This is a genomic window from Streptomyces triticisoli, assembly GCF_003270085.1.
Taxonomy (GTDB): Bacteria; Actinomycetota; Actinomycetes; order Streptomycetales; family Streptomycetaceae; genus Streptomyces; species Streptomyces triticisoli.
This window is the reverse complement of record NZ_QFDQ01000029.1, coordinates 1-19961: the sequence shown is the minus strand read 5'-3', so window position 1 is coordinate 19961 and position 19961 is coordinate 1. Positions and strand designations below refer to the sequence as shown.

The following is a 19961-nucleotide window of genomic DNA, read 5'->3' as shown; positions in this document are numbered from 1 at the left end:
GGGCGACGTCCGGAGCGACGAGACGCGAGGGGTGGCGCGGCATGGAACGGGGCGGAGCGGGACGGCGGACGAGGACGGGACGCCCCCGGCGCGACCGGCGGGACCGGCGCGCTCGCCGACCCCCGCACCACCCCGCCGTGCGCCTGGCCGTCGCCGCGGCGGCGCTGTCCCTGACGGCGGCCGTCCCCGGGCCGCACGCGTTTGCGGCCGGGTCACCGGGGTCGTACGCCTTCACCGACGGCGCCCCGCCCGTCACCGGGACGACGAGCACCACGGACGCCGAACGCCTCCAGCCCGGCCGCACCTACAGAAGCTCCCTGCCCAGGGACGGCAAGCTCTCCTACCGCCTCGACCTCGACGCCACCTCCGCCGCGTACGTCTCCGCCACCGCGGTGCCCGCGGCCGGCACCACGGTCGCCGCCACCGACGGTCTCAGGATCTCGGTGCAGGACGCCCACGGCTCCTCCTGCTCCTTCCAGACCGCCCGCTTCGGCGCGAGCCGCAGCCCGCACCCCATCGCCGCCTGGGGGGCACGCGACGCCTCCCCCGGCCGCACACTGTGCCAGGGGGCCGGCACGTACTACGTACTGGTCGAACGCATCGCTGCCGACGGCTCCTCGTCCGACACCTGGCCCCTCGAACTCGCCGTGTTCTCGGAGCCGCCCCTGGGACACACCGGAGCGACAAGAGCGCCCGAGTCCTGGAACTCCGCCTCGCCCGAGCCGGTCACCGGCCAGGAGGTGGAACGCGCGGGCGGCGCCGGATTCGCCGCGGCGAGCACGATCGGACCGGGGGCCTGGCGCACCCGGATACGGCCCGGCCAGACCCTCTTCTACCGGGTGCCGGTCGACTGGGGACAGCAGCCGCACGCCACCGCCGAACTGGGCAGCTCGAGCAGCGGCAGCGGCTATGTGAGCGGCGCGCTGACACTGTCGCTGTACAACCCGGTGCGCGGACACGTCGAGGAGGCGTACGCCGGTTACAGCGGCCGGCAGACCTCGGCCGGCCTCGCGACCCTGCCGCCCGTCGCCCACGCCAACCGCTACGGCTTCGCCGACCAGGTGAAGAGCCTGCGGTTCGCCGGCTTCCACTACCTGGTCGTGCACCTCGCCGCCCAGACCGCCGAACGATTCGGCGAGGGCCCCTACGGCCTGACCCTGCGCGTGCGGGTGGACGGTGAGGCACGGCCCGGACCGGACTACGCGGGCCGGTCCGAACCCGGGCAGCTCTTCGACGTCACCGCTCACGACCCGAATGCTTCGGGCCCCTCGGGCGCCCTGTAGGACGCGGACGGGGTGACCGCACCCTGCCCGGGCGGGCCTCACTGACGGGTCAGCGCCCAGAAACCCACGGCGTAGCAGGCCAGCGCGAGCAGCAGCAGCGGGACCGCCACCCTGGCGGGCGGACCGGGACGGCGAGGACGTGCGGCACGGTGGCGGGAGCGTTTCTGAGCCGGAACGGGAACCCGCGGGTCCTGAGCGGTGTACGAAGCAGTGGAAGCATCGGCGCGGAGCACGGGTTCGGGCGGCACGCCGCCGGAGGGCGGCAGGACCTGGGCCGGAGGAGCGGCCGGCGTGGGTTGCGCGGGCGGAACGGCCTGCGGCGGCGGCAGGTGGAAGCTGCCGGTGTCCGACATCGTGGAGGGCTGGGCCGGACCGGCAGACGACCCGCTGCCGTCCGGCTCCGGCACCGGCCCGGTCCCCTGCCGGGGAGCGAGCCGCTGGGGCGACGAGACGGCACCCGTGCCCGAGTCCGCGGAGCCGGCTGCGACAGCCCCGGTGCCGGGCCGAGCCGGTACGACGGCTCCTTCCGAGGCGTCGGCGGACCCAGCCACCCCACCGGGCCCGACCGTCACCCCCGGGCTACGCCTGAGCGGACCCTCCGGTCCGAACCCCGGTGGCAGCGGTCCGAGTTGGTCGAAGATCTCGATCAGCTCGTCGTCCGGACCCGGCTCCGGCAGAAGCTCGGCGCACGCGACGAGGGCCTTGCGCGCACCCGTCGCCGTACGGAACCGGGACTGCGGGTCCGGCTGCAGCAGCGCGGCCACGACCTGCCACAGCGGCTCGGGCACGCCCTGGGGCGCACCCGGCGTCCCGTGCTCCACGAAGTACTCCACGAGCGCCTTGGCGTCGGGCTTGGCACCCTGCAGCAGATGGAGGGCGACCAGACCGGTGGCGAACAGATCGGCGGGAAAGTCCGGTTCGGCACCCATCATCTGCTCGGGCGCGAGATAACCCGGCGTCCCCACCACCAGGTTGGTCTCCGTCAGCCGCGGTTCGCCCAGCCGCATCGCGATGCCGAAGTCCGACAGCCGCAGCCGGGGCCGGCCCGTCCCGGTCGCCTCCAGCAGCACGTTGGCGGGCTTGATGTCGCGGTGCACGACCCCCTCCGCGTGCACCGCGGCGAGCCCCGACAGCAACTGGTCGAGCAGGGTGCAGACGAACGCCGGGGGCAGCGGACCGTAGTCCCCGACCAGGTGGGCCAGTGAGCCACCGGCCACCAGGTCCATGGTGAACAGGACCTTGTCGTCGTCGGCGGCCCAGCTGGCCGGTGCGAGCACATGGGGGTGGTCGATCCGCAGCGCCTGCTCCCGCACGAAGCGCAGCAGCGAGTGCGCGTCGCGCTGCTGCAGCACCTTGGCGGCCACATACCGGCGACGCCGGTGGTCCCAGGCACGCCAGACCGCGCCCACTCCACCGCGTCCGATCGGGTCGGCCAGCTCGTACCGGCCGGCGAAGACCTCACCCATGGCTGTGCGTCGCTCCTCCCCCTGCGGCCACCCCCGTGTCCTCCCCGGCGGGGGGACACGGCCCCCGCCGGGTCAGTTCTGGTGGGTCTGGTAGTGCACGACCGCGTCCGAGGTGCGGCCCGCGCCGTACACCCGGAGGAACTCCGCCAGTTCGGGGTGGGTCGGGGCCAGGACGTTCGCCGCGTCGATGATGTCACCGGCCGCCGCGACCGAGCGCAGCAGCGACTGGATCTCGCGGACCACCCGCTTGACCGTCGGCGCCCCCGAACTGTTCGTCGACTGCGTGGTGTTGCTGAGCACCGAGCCACCCTGCGACCGCTTGATCTCCTCCATGCGCTCGGTGGCCTCGGCCGCGCTGACGCTGCCGTCCGCCACCTGCCCCGCCAGCTCCTGCAGCAGCTGCACCCGCTGCACCACCGCCGGGTTGCCGATCTTCGCGCGCTGGCCGCTCATCAGCTGCGACAGCATCGGCGCGGACAACCCCAGCACCCCCGCCAGCCGGGCCTGGTTGAGCCCGAGATCATCTATGAGCTTGCGGAAGAGCGCCCCCAACGGCTCCCCGTACCAGTTCCGCTGCAGTTCCCGCGCTCTTGCGGTCGCTTCCTGCTGTGCGGCGTCCATTGCGTCTCCCCATCGCTTCCCCGGGTACCGAGGTTCGCTGTAGCGAACCACGCCGAGCATCTTACGGAGAGTGGTCGGCCACGGGGACCCCCAATCCTTTTGCGGGATCCGGGGGGTGACCCGGTACTCTGGTCTGCGGCACCCGACCGGCAGCCCGATGTCCGGCCGGATGCTCCTCTTCCGGGGCCTTAGCTCAGTTGGTAGAGCGCTGTCTTTGCATGGCAGATGTCAGGGGTTCGACTCCCCTAGGCTCCACGGACACGGACACGGCCGTGGGCACGGACGTGGACGCGAGAAAGCAGCTCCCCCGATCCGGGGAACGGATCAGGAGGAGCTGCTTCGTGCCTCGTCGGCCGATGGCCGCGCCACCGGGAGGCGGTCAGCCGCGTTCGTCGCGGCGAGCCGCCTCCTCCTGGGCCTGCTTCGCCTGGACCTCCGGGTCCAGTACGGACTGGCCGCTGCCGTCGACCGAGGCCAGCCCACCGGACTCGGGCACCTCCGTGGCGGCCGGCGGTTCCACCAGCCAGTCGGGGTTGGCCTGCTTGTCCCACCACTTCCAGGCGGCGAAGGCACCACCGGCGAGCACGCCCGCCACCGCGAACATCCTCGCGACACGGCCCGCCCGGCACCGCCGCTGCTGCCTGCGGGCCAGCTTCTGGATCTTCCGTGCCGGGACCTGACCGCGCAGCGCGACCAGCGCGGCGGCACCGCGCGCGGCGGCCTCGTCCGCGACCGGCCCCGCCGCGGCCCTCGCATGCTCGATCCTCGGCCGGGAATACTCGGCGGCCTGCCGGGCGGCCCTACGCGTCCGTTCGGCCGCCTGCTGGGCGGCCAGGTCGACCTTGGGCGGCACATGGGCCATGGCCTGCGCACGAGCCTGCTCCAGCCGGGGTGCGACATGGGCGCCGTACTGGACGCGGGCCTGGTCGGCGGCCAGCGACACCTTCGGCGCGAGCCGTACGCGTGCCTCGTGTGCGTAGTGCGCGGCCCTCTCCTTGGCCGTGTCGGCGTAGGGCGCCACCACTTCCGCGGCGTGCAGCACGCTGTCCTTCGCCGAGCCGGTCGCGGCGCGCACGCTGTCGATGCGGGTCACGGGTTCCTCCTCCTCGGTGGCGTACGGTATTTCGACTTTCCACCCTTTTACGGATCATGCCTGTCCACGCGCCCGGGGGCATGTGATGACGGGCATCCGGGTCACGGGCCATGACTTCGGCGACCACAGCGGCCCTTCCGGTCAGGAGCCCGCCGCGAGACGATCACGTGCGATGGCGGATCATGCGATAGCGGGTAAAACAGGTTGATCGGATGGATCGGATACATCAGATCAATCGGATGGGTGCGGAGCAATAGGGTCTTTTCGTCGACAATGCCACGGATCGTCGCGCCGCGCTCCCGACCCGGGAGGACCGGCCGGGTGCCGCGCAACCGAATCCGGCGAATGTCCGTCCGGAAACCACCGCCGGGCGACGCACGGCGCAGGCCGTGCGAGGATCGGGGAGTTACAGGAAGACAACGGAAGGCAGATCGTGGCTGAGCAGCTCTACGCCACCCTGAAGACCAACCGCGGCGACATCGAGGTCCGGCTCCTGCCGAACCATGCCCCCGAGACGGTCCGGAACTTTGTCGAGCTCGCCAAGGGCGAGCGCGAGTGGACCCACCCCGCCACCGGCGAGAAATCCACGGCGAAGCTCTACGACGGCACGGTCTTCCACCGGGTGATCAGCGGTTTCATGATCCAGGGCGGTGACCCGCTGGGCAACGGCACCGGCGGTCCCGGCTACCAGTTCAAGGACGAGTTCCACCCGGACCTCTCCTTCGACAGGCCCTACCTGCTGGCGATGGCCAACGCCGGCCCGGGGACCAACGGCTCGCAGTTCTTCGTCACCGTCGCCGCGACGACCTGGCTGAACCGCAAGCACACCATCTTCGGCGAGGTCACCGACCCGGCCAGTCAGAAGGTCGTCGACTCCATCGCGACCACGCAGACCAACCCGCGCACCGACCGTCCCGTCGACGACGTCGTCATCGAGTCCGTCGTCGTCGAGACCCGCGAAGGCTGAGCCCGAGGGCCCGGACCGACGACTCCCCGAGGGAACTCGAGGGAACCAATCGCCCCGCTCGTCCGTAAGGATGAGCGGGGCGGTGCCTTGCCCGAAGGAGCCGCAGCCGCGCACCGCCCACGACGAATCGAGGGGACCCCCATGGACCAGGCAGCAGGCAGCACGCAGGGCCCGACGGGGCAGGACCCGACGGGGCAGGGCCCGCAGGACGCCCACCGCCTGCCCACCTGCCACCGCCACCCGGACCGCGAGACCGGCATCCGCTGCACCCGCTGCGACCGGGCGATCTGCCCCGAGTGCATGGTGAACGCCTCCGTGGGCTTCCAGTGCCCGGACTGCGTCCGCAGCGGCTCCGGCACCGGCCACGCGCCCGCCGCGAACCGGCCCCGCACCCTGGCCGGCGGCACCGTGACCGCCGACCCCCGCCTGCTCACCAAGATCCTCATCGGGATCAACGTCTCGGTGTTCATCGCGGTCCACGCCGACTCCTCGCTCCTGCAGTACCTGGTCCTGCTCGGCGCGTGGCCGCCGCCGCCGTTCACGCCCACCACGGGCCTCGCGGGCGGCGAGTGGTACCGCCTGGTGACCTCGATGTTCACCCACAAGGAGATCTGGCACATCGCCTTCAACATGCTGGGCCTGTGGTGGCTGGGCGGCCCCCTGGAAGCGGCCCTCGGCCGGGCGCGCTACCTCGCGCTGTACTTCGTCTCCGGCCTCGCGGGCGGCGCGCTGACGTATCTGCTCGAGTCCCCGAGCCAGCCCTCGCTCGGCGCCTCCGGCGCCATCTTCGGCCTGTTCGGCGCCACCGCCGTGCTGATGCGCCGGCTCAACTACGACATGCGGCCGATCATCATCCTGCTGGCGATCAACCTGATCTTCACCTTCAGCCCGGGCATGAACATCGCCTGGCAGGCCCACATCGGCGGCCTGGTCGCCGGCGCGGTCATCGGGTACGCGATGGTCCACGCCCCGCGCGAGCGGCGGACCCTGGTGCAGTACGGGACCTGTGCGCTGGTGCTGGCGGTCGTCGTGGTGCTGGCGCTGCTCAGAACGGCTCAGCTCACCTGAGACCACGGCCGGAAACCCCGCGGCCCTACCGTTGTCCACAGACGGTGGCGAATCTTGTGCATAGCCTGTGGGAACAAGCGTGCCCCCTGCCGCCTGCGTTTGTGCAGGTCAGGGAGGGGGCGGGGGTGTCGGGGGGTGGTGTGACAGTCGTACGGGCGTCAACGGCGGAAAGGTTATCCACAGATCGGGGCTTTTCCCCAGTTCCCTGTGGACGCTTTACGCCGACCTGTGGATAACTCAGCGAACAGCTGTGGGCAGAGCTGTGGTCACCGGGAAGCCGACGTCACTTCCACTGCGTGGAGACGGCGAATCCGGCGGCGATGAAGCCGAAGCCCACCACGATGTTCCAGTTGCCCAGGGCGTCGATGGGCAGTGAGCCGTCGGTCACATAGAAGACGACGATCCAGGCCAGACCGATGAGGAACATGGCCAGCATGACGGGCGCCACCCAGCTGCGGTTCTCCAGCTTGATGCTCGCGGGCTGCTTGGCGGGCGGCGGGGTGTAGTCGGCCTTCTTGCGGATACGTGACTTCGGCACGAGGGTCTCTCCTGTCGATGCGCTGCGTGGCCGCGCAGGGAACTGGGCTGGCTCCGGGGCAGCGTACAAGGGGACACTGAGTACTCTCCCGGGCGTCCGTTAGCGTAGTGCTTCCGCGGCGCAGAAGGAGATAAGGGTACGTTGAGCAATTCCGCCGACTTCCCCGCGACGGGTGACGGACCGGCCCGCTCGCGCCGCCTGAGGCCCGTGCGGATCCTCACCGCGGCCGTCTTCGCCCTCGCCGGGCTCATCTTCTTCACCAGTTTCAACACGGCCAAGGGCACCAACATCCGCACGGACGCGTCCCTGCTGAAGCTGTCCGACCTCGTCCAGGAGCGCAGCCGCAAGAACAAGGAACTGGACGAGTCCAACGCGGCCCTGCGCGACGACATCGAGTCCCTCGCCCGGCGCGGCGACGGCGACGGCAAGGCCCGGGGCGACAGGCTCGCCGGCCTGGAGAAGAGCGCGGGCACGCAGAAGCTCAAAGGCAGGGCGATCACGGTCACCCTCGACGACGCCCCGCCGGACGCCACCGCGAAACTCCCCGGTTACCCCGAGCCGCAGCCCGACTACCTGGTGATCCACCAGCAGGACCTCCAGGCCGTGGTCAACGCGCTGTGGAACGGCGGCGCCCAGGGCATCAAGGTCATGGACCAACGGCTGATCTCCACCAGCGCGGTGCGCTGCGTGGGCAACACGCTGATCCTTCAGGGCCGCGTGTACTCACCGCCGTACAGGATCACGGCGGTCGGCGACCCGGAGAAGCTGCGCAAGGCGCTCGCCGACTCCCCGGCGATCCAGAACTACATGGTGTACGTCAACGTCTACGGCCTCGGCTGGAAGGTCACCGACGAGGGGACGGTGACTCTTCCGGGCTACTCGGGCACAGTGGACCTGCACTACGCGAAGCCCGTGGAGTAGCGGAGCGGTCCGGCCGCGTGAAGGCAGCGAAACCTTGGGCGCCGCGCCGTTAGTCTGGTGGTGTACGGCGTGAGTCTGGTGCCGGGGGAGACGGAAGGGACGGCATGTACGGCTGGATCTGGCGGCATCTGCCGGGGAACGCGTGGGTGAAGGCGCTGATCTCACTGGTGCTGGTCCTGGCTGTGGTCTACGCCCTGTTCCAGTACGTCTTCCCGTGGGCCGAACCGCTGCTTCCCTTCAACGATGTGACGGTGGACAACCAGTGAGCGCGCGGATTCTCGTCGTCGACAACTACGACAGCTTCGTCTTCAACCTGGTCCAGTACCTGTACCAGTTGGGGGCCGAGTGCGAGGTGCTGCGCAACGACGAGGTGTCGACGGCGCACGCCCAGGACGGCTTCGACGGGGTGCTGCTCTCGCCGGGTCCGGGCACGCCCGAGCAGGCCGGTGTCTGTGTGGAGATGGTCCGTCACTGTGCCGCTACCGGTGTTCCGGTCTTCGGGGTGTGTCTGGGCATGCAGTCGATGCAGGTGGCGTACGGCGGTGTGGTGGACCGCGCGCCCGAGCTGCTGCACGGCAAGACCTCGCCGGTGGAGCACGGGGGCAAGGGCGTCTTCGCCGGTCTGCCCTCCCCGTTCACGGCGACCCGCTATCACTCGCTGGCCGCCGAGCCCGCGACCGTGCCCGCGGAGCTGGAGGTGACGGCGCGTACGCCCGACGGCATCATCATGGGGCTGCGGCATCGTGAACTCCCCGTGGAGGGTGTGCAGTTCCATCCCGAGTCGGTGCTGACCGAGCACGGGCACCGGATGCTGGCCAACTGGCTGGTGGAGTGCGGCGACGAGGGGGCCGTGGCGAGATCGGCGGGGCTGGCCCCGGTGGTGGGCAGGGCCACGGCGTGACCGCGCTGCGCCCCGAGCGCGAGACGGACACCTCGTACGGGCAGCAGCCGTATGGGGAGCCGGGTACGTTCGGGGAGTGGTACGGCGGCGCGGGGGCGCAGGGCGTGCCTCAGGGGCCGTACGCGGATCCTTACGCGGACCCCTACGCGGACCCCTACGCGGATCCTTACGCGGACCCTTACGCGGACCCGGGGGCGACCCGGGCGGGGTCGGCGGGGGTGCCGTACGAGCCGGCCGGTGACGCGGTGACGGCATACGCACAGCCCGGGCCGCAGCATTCCGCCCCGCATTCCGTTCCGCACCCCGCTCCGCCTGTCGTCGACGAGGAGACGATGGCGCTGCGGATCCCGGATCCGCCGCCTGGCGAGTTTTCGGCCGCGGGGGCCACTGGACCTCCGGGGGGTGGGCGTGCGGCCCGCAGAAAGGCGGCCAGGCGCCGTCACGGCCGCAGTGGGTCCGCCGCGGAGACGGGGCCGGAGGAGGACAGGCCGGCGGACCGGCCGTCCGCGCCGCTGTCGCGGGTGGAGGCGCGTCGGCAGGCACGGGCGCGCAGGGCGAGCCCGGGTGTCGTCGTCAGCCGGGTCATCGGTGAGATGTTCATCACCACGGGTGTGGTGATGCTGCTCTTCGTCACCTACCAGCTGTGGTGGACGAACGTGCGGGCACAGGCCCAGGCGGGCAGTGAGGCGAGCCAGTTGCAGAACGACTGGGCGAGCGGCAAGCGGAACCCGGGGACGTTCGAGCCGGGGCAGGGCTTCGCCCTTCTGCACATTCCGAAGCTGGACGTGGTGGTGCCGGTCGCGGAAGGCATCAGCAAGTCGAAGGTGCTGGACAAGGGCATGGTCGGGCACTATGCGGAGGGTGGCCTCAGCACGGCGATGCCGGAGGCGAAGACGGGCAACTTCGGGCTCGCGGGCCACCGCAACACGCACGGCGAGCCGTTCCGGTACATCAACAGGCTCTCGCCGGGCGACCCGATCGTCGTCGAGACGCAGGACACGTACTTCGTCTACAAGATGGCGTCGATACTGCCGGTGACGTCGCCGGCCAACATCGGTGTCCTCGACCCCGTCCCGAAGGGTTCGGGCTTCACCAAGCCCGGCCGCTACATCACGCTGACCACCTGCACGCCGGAGTTCACCAGCACGTACCGGATGATCGTCTGGGGCAAGATGGTCGAGGAACGGCCGCGCAGCAAGGGCAAGCCGGATGCGCTCGTCAGTTAAAGGGCGGATGAACAGTGGCAGCGACCACGGACGACACGGCAGAGCACAGCGACGGCAGTCGAAGGCGCGGTGACGCGCCGGCTGCCGGCCCCGGGGGACGCCGTCGGCGGCCCGGCCCGCTGGCCCTCGCCGTCAGCTTTTTCGGTGAACTTCTCATCACGGCGGGTCTGGTCCTCGGCCTGTTCGTCGCCTACTCCCTGTGGTGGACGAACGTCCTGGCGGACCGCAAGGCCGATCAGCAGGGCAACAAGGTCCGCGACGAGTGGGCCCAGTCCGCCTCCGGCGGCCCCGGCGCGCTGGACACCAGGGACGGCATCGGCTTCCTGCACGTGCCGTCCATGCACAGCGGCGAGGTCCTGGTCAAGAAGGGCACGTCGGACGACGTACTGAACGGCGGCGTGGCCGGCTACTACCTGGACCCCGTCAAGGCGGCCCTCCCGACGTCCGGCAAGACGGGCAACTTCTCCCTCGCCGCCCACCGGGACGGGCACGGGGCTAAGTTCCACAACATCGACAAGGTGCGGGTGGGCGATCCGGTCGTCTTCGAGACGAAGGACAAGTGGTACGTCTACAAGGTCTACAACATCCTCCCGGAGACCTCGAAGTACAACGTCGAGGTACTCTCCCCGGTCCCGAAGGAGTCGGGCGTGAAGAAGCCGGGCCACTACATCACCCTGACGACGTGCACGCCGGTGTACACCTCGCGGTACCGGTACATCGTCTGGGGCGAGCTGGTCCGGGTGGAGAAGGTGGACGCCGAGCGGACGTTGCCGAAGGAGCTGCGGGCGAGCTGACTGACCCCCTTCGAGGGGGGCAGTCACCTAACATGGCGAGGGCCCGAAGCCGCAACTTCGTCTTGCGGCTTCGGGCCCCTTGCTGTCGTTCCGGTCCTACTTTCAGGACCGTGAGCATGTCGCCCGCGCCCCACTTCTCCAGCAGCCCGCGGTGTACGGCGGTGATGCCGGCCTCCTCGGCGATGCTCAGGGCGTCGGGGGTGAAGCGGCACGTCGCCACGAACAGGGCTACGTCCGAGGCGTACAGAACCTTGGCGGATCCGACGAACTTCTGGACCTCGGGGCTGGTGATTCGCAGGTGGGGCGCGAACCTCTTGCACTGGACGACGAGGCGCCGACCGTCGGCGGTGAGCGCGGTGATGTCGACGCCTCGGTCTCCGTGGCGCCCGAGGACGACGACGTTGGTGCAGCCGTCGCGTTGCAGAAGCATGGCGATGTGCTCCTCGAACTCACGGCCGGTCATGGCGTCCATGGCGGCCATGACTCCGGCGAGGGGACGGTCCTGGCGGGGGCTCTCCAGACTGCGGAGGCGGGCGTGGTGCTGCTGCAGCCGCCGTTCGATGTGCTGGACGCCTGCGCGGAGCGCGATCAGCTCCCGCCGGTGCTCGCCCGACGTTTCGATCAGGGCGTTGAACATGGGGACGACGGTCCTGCCGAGAACGTGGCTGATGCGCTGGTCGATGCGGTCGTCGAGGGAGACGGCGGGCGGCTGCGGTGAGTTTTCCATAGGCTGTGTGCGCGCCAGGTACTCCATGTCGAGCAGGTAGGTGCGTACCTGACGTGCGATGTCGCTGTCGCGGAGAAGCATCGCGACGTTGAGGACGGCGCGGCGGGAGTAGATGGTGAGGCTTCGGCGCGCCTGTGGATAACTGCCCGTCGAGAGTGACATGTTGTCACTCTCGAATTTTCGCAGGTCAGCGCCTCGCAGAACCACCATGCCATTGGCATTGAGCTCTTCGCGGTGGCGCCTGGTCAGTTGACGGACGACTTCGACGGTGACTTCGAAGTACGCCGCCACCATCGCCGTCGTGACATGCATCCCGTCCGGCAGCAGTGACAGCGCCTTCACCTTGTCGAGGACGTCCGTGCGGTCGAGCACGCTGTTGCGCATGCTCTTCGATTCCAGGAGTACCGACTCGTTGATCATGTTCTGCCCTTCTGTTCGTGTGCGGCCACGTGGTCGGGGCAGAGCGTTCCGATTCCCCACCCCACCCGATCAACGAGTGGTGACATGTGAAGACACGATCGGATTGCGTACAGGTTTGTGGTGGGGTGGGACGGCGGTACGACGGAGCCCCGGCTTCCCTCGTGAAAGGGGGCCGGGGCTCTTGTCGTCGGGGCCGGGAAGCGGTCGGGTCAGCCGCCTCCACCGAAGAAGCCGCCGTTTCCGCCGCCGTTGTTTCCGCCGGCGGTCCTCAGTGTGATCACTGTGCTGCCGGGGTCGTCGACCGGCTTGTTGGCCCTCGGGTCCTGGCCGAAGACGCGTGCTTCATCGCTCGGGTCGTTGCCTTCGGCGACCTGGACGTTGGTGAAGCCGAACTCCGCCAGTTTCTGCCTGGCTTCCGCCACGGTCATCCCGAAGACGCTCGGTACCCGCGTCTTGTCCTGCTGCTGGAACTTGCCGATCTTGATGTTCACCCGGGAGCCCTTGTCGGCCTGCTGGCCGATGTCCGGAACGGTCCCAATGACCCTGTCGTTCTGGCTGGGATCGTCGGTGGGCGCCTCGGTGCAGTCGCCGATGAGGCCGCTGCCCTCCATCTGGGCCCTGGCCTCGTCGCAGGTCCGGCCCACGACGTTCGGAACAGTGGCCTTCTCGATGGCCTTGGCGACGGTGAGGGTGATCGTCGAGCCCTTCTCGACTTCCTTGCCGTTCACCGGGTTCTGATCAAGGACGCTGTTCGCGTCCTGCGTCGACTCCCTGAACTTGGTCTCGACCTTGAACTGGTAGTCGTCGCCCTCGAGCTTCGCCTTGGCGTCGTCGAGACTGAGACCGATCACCCCGGGCACCTGTACCTTCGGCGCCCCCGTGGACAGCACCAGGTTGATCGTGTCGCCCTTCTTGGCGTCCGAGTCCGGCTCGGGGTTCTGCGAGCAGACCTTGCCCTTGGGCTGGTCGTCACAGGTGTCCTTGGTGAACGCCAGTTCCAGGCTGACGTTCTTCGCCGTGTCCTCGGCGTCGCTCTTCGTCTGGCCGACGAAGTTGGGTACGGGCACCCTGTCGTTCTTGACGCCGTCGCCGCCGAAGATCCACATGCCGATGAGGATGGCGCCGACGAGGACCAGGACGCCGGAGACGATCAGCATGATCGTGGAGGTGTTGGACTTCTTCTGGCGCCGCCGGTCCGGGCGGTCGTCGTAGCCGTAGCCGCCGTCGTCCGGGTTCATGGGCGGCAGCATCGTCGTGGCGCCGGCGGTGGACTCGGAGCGCAGGGCGGTGGTCGGCTGGTCGTCGGGGTAGGCACCGTAGCCGACCGAGCCCATGGCGGCCGTGGCCGCGACCGGCTGGCCGTCGAGGCAGGCCTCGATGTCGGCGCGCATCTCGTCGGCGGACTGGTAGCGGTAGTCGGGGTCCTTGACCAGCGCGCGCAGCACGATCGCGTCCATCTCGGGCGTGATCTCGGGGTCGAAGACGCTCGGCGACTGCGGTTCCTCGCGGACGTGCTGGTAGGCGACCGCGACCGGGGAGTCGCCGACGAAGGGCGGGCGGACCGTCAGCAGTTCGTAGAGCAGGCAGCCCGTCGAATAGAGGTCTGATCGCGCGTCGACCTGTTCGCCTTTGGCCTGTTCGGGAGACAGGTACTGGGCGGTGCCGATGACGGCCGAGGTCTGGGTCATCGTCATGCCGGAGTCGCCCATGGCGCGGGCGATGCCGAAGTCCATGACCTTGACCTGGCCGTTGCGGGTCAGCATGACGTTGGCCGGCTTGATGTCGCGGTGGACGATGCCGTTGCGGTGGGCGTACTCCAGGCCCTGGAGGATACCGATGGTCATCTCCATGGCCCGCTCGGGCAGCAGCTTGCGGCCGCTGTGCAGCAGTTCACGGAGCGTGGAGCCGTCGACGTACTCCATGACGATGTACGGGATCGAGACCCCGTCGATGTAGTCCTCGCCCGTGTCGTAGACCGCGACGATCGCGGGATGGTTGAGCGAGGCGGCCGACTGGGCCTCCCGGCGGAACCGGGCCTGGAAGGAAGGGTCGCGCGCCAAGTCGGCGCGCAGCGTCTTCACCGCCACGGTGCGGCCCAGGCGGGTGTCATGCGCGAGGTACACCTCCGCCATGCCACCACGGCCGAGCACATGGCCCAGCTCGTACCGGCCGCCGAGGCGACGCGGCTCTTCCATAGTTCCCTACCAGCCCTCTCCGTCGGTCCCGACCGGCACCACGTGTGCCGCCGGAGGCTGCTGTCCGGGCCTACCGTACCCGGATCGCTCTGTGTGACCTGGCCAAGCCCGTCACCCGATACAGGACCGGTATCCCAACGTGCACCGATGTGAAGGGGGCGTGACAGGTGTCACTTCCTGGAGTTGATGACCGCCTCCATCACGCTCTTGGCGATGGGGGCCGCGAGGCCGCCACCGGAGATGTCGCCGCGGTTGGCGTTCTCGTCCTCGACGACCACGGCGACGGCGACCGGCGAGCTGCCGTCGCCTGTCTTGGCGTAGGAGATGAACCAGGCGTACGGCTTCTCCTTGTTGTCGACGCCGTGCTGCGCGGTACCGGTCTTGCCGCCCACCGTGACGCCGTTGATCTGCGCGTTCTTGCCGGTGCCGTCCTTGACGACGGTCTCCATCATCGACTGCAGTATCTGGGCGTTCCTCGACGACAGCGGCCGGCTCAGCTCCTCGGGCCGGGTCTGCTCGAGGGTGTCGACGCTCGGTGTCTGCAGCTCGTCGACCATGTACGGCTTCATCAGCTTGCCGTCGTTGGCGATCGCCGCGGTGACCATGGCCATCTGCAGCGGGGTGGTGGCGGTGTTGAACTGGCCGATCGAGGACAGCGCGGTCTGCGACTTGTTCATGTCGTCGGAGAACACCGACGCGTTGGCGCGGACCGGGGTGAACTGCTCCTTGTTGAAGCCGAACTTCTCCGCCTCGGCGAGCATCTTCTCGTTGCCGAGGTCCGAGCCGATCTTGCCGAAGACGGTGTTGCAGGACACCCGCAGCGCCTCACGCATGGTGGCGTTCTTGCAGGGGATGTCGCCCTGGTTCTTCAGCTCGGTGGTGGTGCCGGGCATGACCCAGGGCAGTGGCGAGTCGGTGGGCTGCTCCGCCGACGTGTACAGGCCGTTCTCCAGTGCGGCGGCCGCGGTGACCACCTTGAAGATGGAGCCGGGCGGGTAGGTCTCGCGCAGCGCCCGGTTGAGCATCGGGTCGTCGGGGTTGTTCTCCTTCTGGAGCTTCTTCCAGGCCTCGGCGTCCGCGTTGGCGGTGCCGGCGAACGACGAGGGGTCGTACGACGGGTAGGAGGCCAGTGCCAGGATCTTGCCGGTGGACGGTTCCAGGGCGACGACGGCGCCCTTGCCGTGGCTCTTCAGTCCGTTGTACGCCGCCTTCTGCGCGGCCGCGTTGAGCGTGGTGACCACGTTGCCGCCCTGCTTGGGCTTGCCCGTGATCATGTCCAGGGTGTTGCGGAAGAACAGCCGGTCGTCGTTGCCGGTGAGGATGCCGTCCTCGACCTTCTCAAGAAGGTTGGCGTCGTAGGCCTGCGAGGCGAAACCGGTGACGGGCGCCCACATCGGGCCGTTCTTGTACGTGCGCTTGTACTTCAGGTCGTTGAGCCCGCTGCTCTTCGTCTCCGTCGACCCGGTGATCGGGGAGCCGCCGACGATGATGTCGCCGCGCGGGGTGGAGTAGCGGGCGATGGTGACGCGGCGGTTCTCGGAGTCGTTCTTGAGGCTGTCGGCCTTGGCGTACTGGATCCAGTTGCTGCGGATGAGCAGGGTGAGGATGAGGAGGCCGCAGAAGATCGCGATCCGGCGCAGGGGCTTGTTCACGGGCGGACCACCTGGGTCATCTCGGCGTCGGGGTCGGAGGCGGGGGCGGGTGCGGGGCGGCGCGCGGTGTCGCTGATCCGGATCAGGATGCCGATCAGGGCCCAGTTGGCGATGACGGAGGAGCCTCCGTAGGCCAGGAACGGCATCGTCATGCCGGTGAGCGGGATGAGGCCCATCACACCGCCGGCCACGACGAAGACCTGCAGTGCGAAGGCGCCGGACAGGCCGATGGCGAGCAGCTTGCCGAAGGGGTCGCGGGCGGCCAGTGCGGTGCGTATGCCGCGCTCCACGATCAGGCCGTAGATCAGCAGGATCGCCATGATGCCGGCCAGGCCGAGTTCCTCGCCGAAGGTGGCGAGGATGAAGTCGGAGTTGGCGGCGAACCGGATGAGGTCGGAGTGGCCCTGGCCGAGGCCGGAGCCGAGGGTGCCGCCGGAGCCGAAGGCCCACAGGGCCTGCATGGCCTGCTCGGAGTGGACGATGCCGTCCTTGGTGCCGGCCCGGCTCAGCTGGTACTCCCGCATCGGGTCGAGCCAGGCCTGGACGCGGGTCTGGATGTGCGGCTCGAAGGACGCCACGCCGACGGCGCCGACGGCGGACATCAGCAGGCCGAAGACGATCCAGCTGGTCCGCTCGGTGGCGACGTACAGCATGATCACGAACATGCCGAAGAACAGCAGGGAGGTGCCGAGGTCGGTCTCGAAGACCAGGATCAGGATGGAGATGGCCCAGACGACCAGGATCGGGCCGAGGTCGCGGCCGCGCGGCAGGTACAGGCCCATGAAGCGGCGGCTGGCGAGGGCCAGCGCGTCGCGTTTCACCATCAGGTAGCCGGCGAAGAAGACCGCCAGCACGATCTTCGCGAACTCACCGGGCTGGATGGAGAATCCGGCGACCGAGATCCAGATCTTGGCGCCGTAGATGTTCTGCCCGAGGCCGGGGACCAGGGGCAGCAGTAGCAGGACCAGTGCGCCGACCATGGAGATGTAGGTGTAGCGCTGCAGGACGCGGTGGTCCTTGAGGAAGATCAGCACCACTACGAAGAGGGCGATGCCCATCGCCGTGTAGAACAGCTGCCGGGGTGCGGCCGTTCCCGCCTGGCGGATTGCCTGCAGCAGTTTCGACTGGTCCAGGCGCCAGATGACGACCAGTCCGAGCCCGTTCAGCAGCGTGGCCAGCGGCAGCAGCAGCGGGTCCGCGTACGGGGCGAACTTGCGTACGGCAAGGTGGGCGACGCCGGCCAGCAGGCCCAGGCCCAGGCCGTAGCTCAGCAGGCCGGCGGGCACCTGGTTGTTGATGGCCAGGCCCACGTTGGCGTAGGCGAACACCGGGACGGCGACGGCGAAGACCAGCAGTGCGAGTTCGGTGTTGCGCCGGCTCGGTGCGCCGATCGCGCCGATCGTGGACGTGTGGTGCGACGACGGGTTGGTAGTGCTGCTCATCGTGTGACAGGGCCTCTCACGGCTTGCCTACTGCTTACCGCACAGCGAGACGACCTTCTGCTCTTCCTCCGAGAGAGTGGGGCCGGGGCTGGGAGTGGACGCGGTCGTGGATGTGGACGTGGACGGGGACGACGGTGACTTCGACGCCGATGGGTTCGGCGTCGGTGTCGCCTTGGACGTGAAGGCGGTGCGGGTGGTTCCCGTGGTGCTCGCGGTGCCGGTGGTGCTCGCGGTGCCGGTGTCTGTGCCGGTGGTGCCGTCGGCCTGGCCCTGGCCCGACTTGGCGTTGTTCTCCTCGGCGGCCCGGCGCTGTGTCTCCTTCTTGCACGCGGAGGCCTGCACCGCCAGCTCGTCGATCTTCTTGCGGGCGTCCTTGAGGCCGCCCTCGGCGATCGTCGCCCTGACCTGCTTCTGCTGGTAGGGCGGCAGGTACTTGAGTTCGATCTCGGGGTGGTCGGTCTCCAGCTTGGACAGCTTCAGCCAGGCCAGGTCCTGGCTGATGCCCCGGTACAGCGCGACGTGCTCCTCGTTGGCGCCGACGTAGTACTGGGTCTGCGTCCAGCGGTGGCCGCCGTACAGGCCGCCGCCGATGACGGCGAGCGTGAGCACGCTGTAGAAGGATCTCTTCAGCCACCTGCGGCTCTTCTTCGGCTTGACGAAGTCGTCGTCGCCGTAGTCGCCGTAGCCGTCGGCGGGGACGTAGCCGGTGGTGTCGCCGGAGCCGGGCGGGCCGAACTCGCCGCCCCTGCCGCCCTGTCCGGGGACCTGGCGGCCGAGGCCGGAGGCGCGTCCGGCCGGGGTCTGCATGATGCCGTTGTCGTGCGGGGGGTGCTGGTTCTCGGCGACCGCGCCGACCACGACGGGGGTGTCGGACAGCTGCCCGGCGAGGGTGTCGCCGGTGTCCAGGTCGAGGACGTCGGCGACGATGACGGTGATGTTGTCCGGGCCGCCGCCGCGCAGCGCGAGCTGGATCAGCTCCTGCACGGTCTCCTGGGGGCCCTGGTAGCTGGCGAGGGTCTCCTCCATCGTCTGGTGGGAGACGACGCCGGACAGGCCGTCGGAGCAGATCAGGTAGCGGTCGCCGGCGCGGACCTCGCGGATGGACAGGTCGGGCTCGACGTGTTCGCCGCTGCCCAGGGCGCGCATCAGCAGGGCGCGCTGCGGGTGGGTGGTGGCCTCTTCCTCGGTGATGCGTCCCTCGTCGACGAGGCGCTGCACCCAGGTGTGGTCCTGCGTGATCTGGGTCAGCACGCCGTCGCGCAGCAGGTAGGCGCGCGAGTCGCCGACGTGCACGAGGCCGAGCCGCTGGCCGGTCCACAGCAGGGCGGTGAGCGTGGTGCCCATGCCCTCCAGCTGCGGGTCCTCCTCGACCATGGCGCGCAGCTGGTCGTTGGCGCGCCGCACGGCGGAGCCGAGCGAGGTGAGGATGTCGGAGCCGGGGATGTCGTCGTCGAGGGCGACGATGGTGGAGATCGCCTCGGAGGAGGCGACCTCTCCGGCCGCGGCGCCGCCCATGCCGTCGGCGATGGCGAGCAGGCGGGGTCCGGCGTAGCCGGAGTCCTCGTTGCCCTCGCGGATCATGCCTTTGTGCGATCCGGCGGCGAAGCGCAGTGACAGACTCATGCGCACCTCGCCCGTCGGCTCCGGGTACATCCGCACGGTGCCCACCCTCCGGTCGGGAGCGCGCCGGGGCCCGGGGTGACGGCCGCCGCTGCGTGCTCGCTCCGCTCGCGCTCATTCATGACGTAGCACTACTTCCGCAGCTCGATGACGGTTTTGCCGATGCGGATCGGCGCTCCCAGCTGGATCGGTGTGGGGGTCGTCAGCCGGGACCGGTCCAGGTATGTGCCGTTGGTGGACCCGAGGTCCTCGACGATCCACTGGCCGCCCTGGTCCGGGTAGATCCTGGCATGGCGGCTGGAGGCGTAGTCGTCGTCCAGCACGATCGTGGAGTCGTGCGCGCGGCCCAGGGTGATCGTCTGGCCCTGCAGCGCGACGGTGGTTCCGGTGAGGGTGCCCTCGGTCACCACCAGCTTGGTGGGGGCGTTGCGGCGCTGGCGGCCGCCGCCCTGCTGGCCTCGCTGGGGCGGAGGCGCGGCCTGCCGCGCGGCCTGCTGGGGCCTGGCGGCCTCCCGGCGGGACCCCCGCTGGGTGACGCGCGTACCGAACAGGTCGCTGCGGATGACCTGCACGGCCACGATCACGAACAGCCACAGTACGGCCAGGAAACCCAGCCGCATGACCGTGAGGGTCAGCTCTGACATTGCCCCCGCTTCACCCTTCGGCTTGCCTATAGATAACGGTGGTGCTGCCCACGACGATCCGCGAGCCGTCGCGGAGCGTAGCGCGGGTGGTGTGCTGCCCGTCCACCACGATGCCGTTGGTGGACCCGAGATCCTGGATCGTCGAGGGCGTTCCGGTCCGGATCTCGCAGTGCCGGCGGGAGACGCCGGGGTCGTCGATCCGCACGTCGGCGTCGGTGCTGCGGCCCAGCACCAGCGTCGGGCGGGAGATCTGGTGGCGGGTGCCGTTGATCTCGATCCAGTGGCGGGTGCGGCCGCCGGCCTGCGGGACCTGCGGGGGCCGCTGGGCGGGCTGCGGGTAGCCGTAGCCGCCGGGGCGGCCGGGCGGCGGCGCGGACGGCATG

The 19961-nt window shown here is 69.7% G+C and carries 18 protein-coding genes, 1 tRNA gene and 1 pseudogene; 9 read left to right on the top strand and 11 right to left on the bottom strand.

Features of this window, described 5'->3' with window-relative positions:
* Positions 1–137 precede the first annotated feature (137 nt).
* Positions 138–1283 carry a hypothetical protein gene (locus tag DEP02_RS06145; RefSeq protein WP_198668311.1) on the top strand — a complete coding sequence of 382 codons (1146 nt, stop codon included), beginning with the start codon at positions 138–140 and terminating at the stop codon, positions 1281–1283.
* A gap of 38 nt (positions 1284–1321) precedes the next feature.
* Here DEP02_RS06145 and DEP02_RS06140 read toward each other — a convergent pair whose 3' ends face one another.
* Both DEP02_RS06140 and DEP02_RS06135 read right to left on the bottom strand, forming a co-directional pair.
* Complete coding sequence (locus DEP02_RS06140) at positions 1322–2749, bottom strand: serine/threonine-protein kinase (protein WP_112466313.1); 1428 nt, start codon at positions 2747–2749, stop codon at positions 1322–1324.
* Between the two features lie 72 nt (positions 2750–2821).
* Positions 2822–3370, bottom strand: a complete 549-nt coding sequence (locus DEP02_RS06135) for a helix-turn-helix domain-containing protein (protein WP_112466312.1) — start codon at positions 3368–3370, stop codon at positions 2822–2824.
* A 182-nt stretch (positions 3371–3552) separates the two neighbouring features.
* Here DEP02_RS06135 and DEP02_RS06130 point away from each other — a divergent pair.
* Positions 3553–3625: transfer RNA gene (locus DEP02_RS06130), tRNA-Ala, on the top strand.
* Between the two features lie 124 nt (positions 3626–3749).
* On the opposite strand, the gene DEP02_RS06125 is transcribed toward DEP02_RS06130, so the two are convergent.
* Entirely contained in the window at positions 3750–4463 is a 714-nt protein-coding gene (locus DEP02_RS06125) for a DUF5324 family protein (RefSeq protein ID WP_112466311.1), read from the bottom strand.
* Positions 4464–4896: 433 nt separating this feature from the next.
* On the opposite strand from DEP02_RS06125, the gene DEP02_RS06120 reads away from it, so the two are divergent.
* A complete protein-coding gene (locus tag DEP02_RS06120; protein WP_112466310.1) occupies positions 4897–5430 on the top strand; it encodes a peptidylprolyl isomerase in 534 nt (177 codons plus the stop codon).
* Positions 5431–5571: 141 nt separating this feature from the next.
* On the top strand, positions 5572–6498 hold the full coding sequence (locus tag DEP02_RS06115; RefSeq protein ID WP_112466309.1) for a rhomboid family intramembrane serine protease: 927 nt from the start codon (positions 5572–5574) through the stop codon (positions 6496–6498).
* A 283-nt stretch (positions 6499–6781) separates the two neighbouring features.
* Here DEP02_RS06115 and crgA read toward each other — a convergent pair whose 3' ends face one another.
* Positions 6782–7036, bottom strand: coding sequence for a cell division protein CrgA (gene crgA / locus DEP02_RS06110; protein ID WP_112466308.1), 255 nt, complete (start codon positions 7034–7036; stop codon positions 6782–6784).
* A 141-nt stretch (positions 7037–7177) separates the two neighbouring features.
* Between crgA and DEP02_RS06105 the strand changes: the two genes are divergently transcribed.
* The 5 genes from DEP02_RS06105 to DEP02_RS34400 all read left to right on the top strand — a co-directional run bounded on the left by DEP02_RS06105 (position 7178) and on the right by DEP02_RS34400 (position 10878).
* Positions 7178–7957 carry a DUF881 domain-containing protein gene (locus DEP02_RS06105; RefSeq protein WP_112466307.1) on the top strand — a complete coding sequence of 260 codons (780 nt, stop codon included), beginning with the start codon at positions 7178–7180 and terminating at the stop codon, positions 7955–7957.
* A 104-nt stretch (positions 7958–8061) separates the two neighbouring features.
* A complete protein-coding gene (locus tag DEP02_RS06100) occupies positions 8062–8223 on the top strand; it encodes a hypothetical protein (protein WP_112466306.1) in 162 nt (53 codons plus the stop codon).
* The gene (locus tag DEP02_RS06095; RefSeq protein WP_073950646.1) at positions 8220–8858 is read left to right on the top strand and encodes an aminodeoxychorismate/anthranilate synthase component II; all 639 of its coding nucleotides are present in this window, start codon (positions 8220–8222) and stop codon (positions 8856–8858) included. The genes DEP02_RS06100 and DEP02_RS06095 overlap by 4 nt, the downstream gene beginning before the upstream one ends.
* Complete coding sequence (locus tag DEP02_RS06090; RefSeq protein WP_112466305.1) at positions 8855–10084, top strand: class E sortase; 1230 nt, start codon at positions 8855–8857, stop codon at positions 10082–10084. Before DEP02_RS06095 ends, DEP02_RS06090 begins: the two co-directional genes overlap by 4 nt.
* A 14-nt stretch (positions 10085–10098) precedes the next feature.
* Entirely contained in the window at positions 10099–10878 is a 780-nt protein-coding gene (locus DEP02_RS34400; RefSeq protein ID WP_112466304.1) for a class E sortase, read from the top strand.
* A 145-nt stretch (positions 10879–11023) separates the two neighbouring features.
* On the opposite strand, the pseudogene DEP02_RS34395 reads toward DEP02_RS34400, so the two are convergent.
* The 7 genes and pseudogenes from DEP02_RS34395 to DEP02_RS06050 form a co-directional block, all read right to left on the bottom strand.
* A pseudogene (locus tag DEP02_RS34395) lies at positions 11024–11341 on the bottom strand (restriction endonuclease); the annotation flags it as partial.
* A gap of 893 nt (positions 11342–12234) precedes the next feature.
* A complete protein-coding gene (pknB, locus tag DEP02_RS06075; protein ID WP_112466303.1) occupies positions 12235–14220 on the bottom strand; it encodes a Stk1 family PASTA domain-containing Ser/Thr kinase in 1986 nt (661 codons plus the stop codon).
* Positions 14221–14390: 170 nt separating this feature from the next.
* Entirely contained in the window at positions 14391–15872 is a 1482-nt protein-coding gene (locus DEP02_RS06070) for a peptidoglycan D,D-transpeptidase FtsI family protein (protein WP_112466302.1), read from the bottom strand.
* On the bottom strand, positions 15869–17314 hold the full coding sequence (locus DEP02_RS06065) for an FtsW/RodA/SpoVE family cell cycle protein (protein ID WP_112466301.1): 1446 nt from the start codon (positions 17312–17314) through the stop codon (positions 15869–15871). The genes DEP02_RS06070 and DEP02_RS06065 overlap by 4 nt, the downstream gene beginning before the upstream one ends.
* Before the next feature lie 27 nt (positions 17315–17341).
* On the bottom strand, positions 17342–18937 hold the full coding sequence (locus DEP02_RS06060) for a Stp1/IreP family PP2C-type Ser/Thr phosphatase (RefSeq protein ID WP_232838978.1): 1596 nt from the start codon (positions 18935–18937) through the stop codon (positions 17342–17344).
* A 128-nt stretch (positions 18938–19065) separates the two neighbouring features.
* Positions 19066–19578, bottom strand: a complete 513-nt coding sequence (locus DEP02_RS06055; RefSeq protein WP_112466300.1) for an FHA domain-containing protein FhaB/FipA — start codon at positions 19576–19578, stop codon at positions 19066–19068.
* Positions 19579–19588: 10 nt separating this feature from the next.
* Positions 19589–19961 (bottom strand): FHA domain-containing protein (locus DEP02_RS06050; RefSeq protein WP_157977373.1); only part of this gene is annotated, 373 nt, incomplete at its 5' end.